This window comes from Streptomyces sp. NPDC087787, from assembly GCF_044743035.1.
Lineage (GTDB): Bacteria > Actinomycetota > Actinomycetes > Streptomycetales > Streptomycetaceae > Streptomyces.
This window is the reverse complement of sequence record NZ_JBIUVQ010000055.1, coordinates 1-4170: the sequence shown is the minus strand read 5'-3', so window position 1 is coordinate 4170 and position 4170 is coordinate 1. Positions and strand designations below refer to the sequence as shown.

Annotated in this window: 1 protein-coding gene and 3 pseudogenes; 1 reads left to right on the top strand and 3 read right to left on the bottom strand. The window is 69.3% G+C overall.

The features are described 5' to 3' along the window. Positions 1–352: 352 nt before the first annotated feature. Positions 353–655 (top strand): annotated as a pseudogene (locus ACIOWN_RS34400) (hypothetical protein); the annotation flags it as partial. A 1-nt stretch (position 656) separates the two neighbouring features. Here ACIOWN_RS34400 and ACIOWN_RS34395 read toward each other — a convergent pair. The 3 genes and pseudogenes from ACIOWN_RS34395 to ACIOWN_RS34385 all read right to left on the bottom strand — a co-directional run. Further along, positions 657–791 (bottom strand): annotated as a pseudogene (locus tag ACIOWN_RS34395) (IS3 family transposase); the annotation flags it as partial. Between the two features lie 321 nt (positions 792–1112). Beyond that, positions 1113–3428, bottom strand: coding sequence for a Tn3 family transposase (locus ACIOWN_RS34390; protein ID WP_401984464.1), 2316 nt, complete (start codon positions 3426–3428; stop codon positions 1113–1115). A 145-nt stretch (positions 3429–3573) separates the two neighbouring features. Then, positions 3574–4017, bottom strand: a pseudogene (locus ACIOWN_RS34385) (DUF4158 domain-containing protein); the annotation flags it as partial. Positions 4018–4170 lie beyond the last annotated feature (153 nt).

Here is a 4170-nt window from a genome sequence, read left to right as displayed (position 1 = left end):
ACCCCGCCGAGCGCCCCGAAAGCGCCCCCGCACTACCCAACACCCCCAACACAACCGCCGGATGATCGGCTACACCACGAGAAGGGACACGACCGACCGGCGGCCTCAGCGGCTCTGCTGTTAGGCAGGGGCGGCCACCGTCCGCTGGCTGAACGAGTGGCCTGCTGGGCCCAGGAGAGCCCCGAGGCTTGGTCCGCCACCTGCACGCCGATCTGCTCGACCGCGTCGGCGGGCACGTGGCCGCCGAAGCGATTGTCCGAGATCGCCCCGGCCAGTGCGTGGGGCGCGCCGCGTAACGCCAGGATCGCCACCACGGCAGGCAGCACAGGCACCGGGAACGAGGCCGCCGCGGCGGGTCGACACGGTTCTGGGCCCGGACGGCGCCGCTGACGCCGGAGTTCAGGACGCCGCCAGCCCGCGGGAGATGGACACGCAGTCGACGTCCGGTGATGCGGCCAAACCGAAATCGCAGGTGCCGGTGTGGCGTCAGGGGATGACCTCGTCGGTACCGTCCGTCGACTACCAGCGCATTCTCCAAGCACTAGCGGACCGTGCCCGCCTCGGGCAGGGGCCGCTGCCCTGCCAGGAAATGGCCGCGGTGTTCGGCATGGACGTGATTCCAGCCCGGGTGGAGGCATTGCGGTCGAAGGCCAAACCGGGCCCTTCAGCTTCGGGATGTCCCAGCTCCAGACGCGGTTCGGGCCGTCGGCGACCAGCTCGGGCACTGTCCTTGGCGGATGGACTGCCTGCCGACGGCGCTCACGGACCTCGCCGTGCCGTCGCAGGAGCCTCCGGCCCGGTCGCCCACCCGTTCAAGCAGGCTCCTGGACAGGTGGGTGGCGGCTCATGTCCGCGCCGATCTCGGCGAGGATTCGACCACCTGACCGCACAGATCGACGAACTCGACCGGCGGTACATCGTCGACTCCGAGCACAGGTAGACGCCTCGGTCGAGGAGGATCGCGTAGATCTCGGCGGGCGCCGAAAAGGGGTGCGGTAGGCGTGATTGTCGAAGGGATTGTCATGGAGGCGGTGGCTGCCAGGGTGATCGCTAGTCCGGGCCGGTGGCGGTCGGGGCAACCGGGCGGCCGTGGAAGTTGATGTGCGCGAACTTCAGCGGTGAGAGGCGGGTGATGTCCTCGTCACGGACGTGGATGCCTCGGCGCGCATCTCGCCAATGATCTTCTGGAAGTACACCGTGTTCCACAGGACAACGATGTTGAGTATCAGCCCCAGTGCCCCGAGCTGGTCCTCCTGGCCTTCGCGGTAGGACTGCCTGAGTTCGCCCTTCTGTCCGTGGAAGATCTTCCGAGCGAGTTCGTGACGCGATTCCTGCCGGTTGAGCTGGGTGTTGACCCTGCGGCGCAGGAGTTCGTCGGTGAAGTACGAGGACAGATACGCGCTGCGGTCCAGGCGGCCGAGTTCCATGACGGCCTTGCCCGTGGGGGTGGGCTTGCCGCCGGGCGCGAGGACGCGCAGGGCCTCGGAGGCTTTGATCGTGCCGGAGTGCAGGGACCCGGCCAGGCGGAGCATCTGATCCCAGTGGGCGGTGATGTGCTTGAGGTTGATCTTGTCTCGGGTGACCGGGTTGAGCGGGCCGTAGTCGGCGTCCGGATCGGCGCGGTAGAGGGTGGCGCTGCCGACGTCGGCCAGGCGCGGGGAGAACTGGTAGCCCATGAGGCGGAAGAGCCCGAAGACGCTCTCACTGGCGCCGTGCGTGTCCGAGGTGATCTCGACCGGGCGCAGGGCCGTCTCCTGCTCCAGGAGGCCGTCGAGGATGTAGAAGGAGTCGCGCTGGGTGCCGGGGATCAGGATGCCGTGCAGGCCGCTGAGCTGGTCCGAGAGGAAGTTGTAGAACGTCACGCCGCGTCGGCGGGTGCCGAAGTACTTAGGGTTCGGGCCAGAGTTGAGGGTGCGGATCGGGGTGACGAAGCGCAGGCCGTCGGCGGAGGCCAGCTCGCCGCCGCCCCACGCCTGCACCAGCGGCAGGCGCATGTGGTAGTCGACCAGGCGGGCGTTGGCCGTCGACAGGGTCTGTGCGCGGATGTAGTTCTGCTCGACCCAGAACAGGCGGTCGCGGTTGAGGGCGTCGACGCCGTCGTGGACGATCGGCTCGATGCCGACGTTGGTGGCCTCCGAGGTGAGGACCGCGGCCACGGACAGGGGAAGGTCGTCCATGCGCGAGTTGGCCTCGGACACGTGGGTGAGGTCGGACAGGTAGAGCACCCAGGAGTCGACCTCCAGCACGATCTCGGGAAGGTCGACGGCGGGCATGCGCGCCTCGATCTCCTTGTTCAGGTCGATCAGGGAGGCGGGCTCGTCCAGGCGATCCAGGCCGGTGAGGATGATGCGGTCGCGGCCGCCCTGCTGCTCGATGCGGACGTTGGGGTTGGCCGCCAGGCCGTCGGCGAACTCCCGGTGGGCCCTGTCGAGCCGATCGGTCCAGGCACCCAGGATCTTGTCGGGCTTGGGGTCGAGGTCGAGTTCCTCGCAGACCCGGGTGCGGGCCGCCTCCCACGCGGCGTCTTGCAACAGGCGGGCGTTGGGGTCGCCCCACTTGCGCAGGCCCGGCACGAACACCTCGTGACGGTGCAGGGCCGTGCGCAGGGCCTCGGCGGAGGCGACGACCAGGGCGCGCTTCTCGACGCTGCCCACGGGCATCGACGGGGGCGGGAAGACCAGGCGCCGCCAGGCGGAGGTGAGCATTTTGGCGGGGACTTCCCACGCCTGGATGGGGCGGCGCCGGCCCTTGAGCGACTTCACGAAGCCGATCGCGTCCAGCACCGGTTCGCCCGCCGGGCTGGCCTCGAAGGTGAACGTTTTGAGCAGGCCGGGCAGGAAGCGGGCGATGGTGTTGTAGCGAGCGGCGAGCATCTGCTCGGCGCCGTCGTCGGGCTGCTGGGCGAGGACCTTGACGGTGTCGGCCGCCGCGTGGACGGGGCCGACGTCCATCGCGTCGAGCATTGCGCGTACGTCGCCGTCGGGGTCGGCGGCCGTGGTGCAGATGGCGAGCCAGGCTTTGCATAGCTCGATCGCAGCGGCGTCGAGGTCTTTGAGCGTCCGTAGTCTCTGCTTGGTCATCTTGGTGGCGGAGCTGCGGATGATGTCGCCCATCACCAGGTCGAAGACCTCGATCGCCTCGTCGGCGGCGAGCTGTGGCATGACCGCGGCGAAGGCGACCAGGGTGGCCAGGCGCCGGTCGCCGGCGAGGTCGGAGACGGCCTGGGCGCGGGCGGCCTTGGCGAACCGCACCAGGGCCTGGAGTCGTCCCGGCGGTATCGCGTCCAGGTTCCACGCGTGGCCGCCGAAGGCGCGCAGGGATTCGTAGCGCTCCAGGGCCTTGCCCACCCCGTTCGCGGAGATGTCGCGCGGTGAGCGGCGCAGGCGGTCCAGCTCGGACGGGCGTTTGCCGGCGGGGACGACGACCAGTTGCTGCAGACGTTCGGCCTGCTCCGTGGTCGGGGCGGGCGGCGAGGGCGGCCCACAGGCGCTTCTCGGCGCGCTCGCGGGTGCCGGAGACCAGGCGTTCCAGCACGGTCACCCCGGGCAGCACCACCTTCTTGTCCACGAGGCGCTTGATCGCGAGGTCGAACAGCAGGGTGGGACGTTCGTTGCCGATCCAGGCCCGCTGGTACATCCAGCGGGCGAGCGCGAACCACTGGTCGAACTCGAACTTGGTGTACTCGTACTCGGTGCGGATCTGCTCCTGGTGGTCCCAGCGGGCCTCACTTGTGCCGTACCCGGCAAGCTCGCCGGGGTCCAGGCCGAGCTGCTCGGCGACATAGCCGACCACGGCTGCGGGCACGTCCTCGGGGTTCTCCAGGAAGGTGCCCAGATAGCGGAGGGTGCCGAGCTGGAGGGCCCAGCCGATCCGGTTCCGCGCACCCCGGGCGGCCATTGCCCGGCGCCGTGCGGTCTGATCCAGCAAGAAGGACCCGGCGAGCTGTCCCTCGTCCGGATCTTCGGTGAAGTGACCGAAGCGTTTGCGCTGTTCGTCGCTCAGAAAGTTGGTGGGCACCGGACCGCTCCTTGATCCGTCGGCGTGATTCCCGCGCGACGGTGCCAGGCGGGCTGACAGTGAGGCTTTTCCATCATCGGTCTGAGCTGGCCAGATGCAGGGTGAGGACGGCCTGGACGAGGCAGGTGATCCGGGTGGTCGAGCACCGGAGCT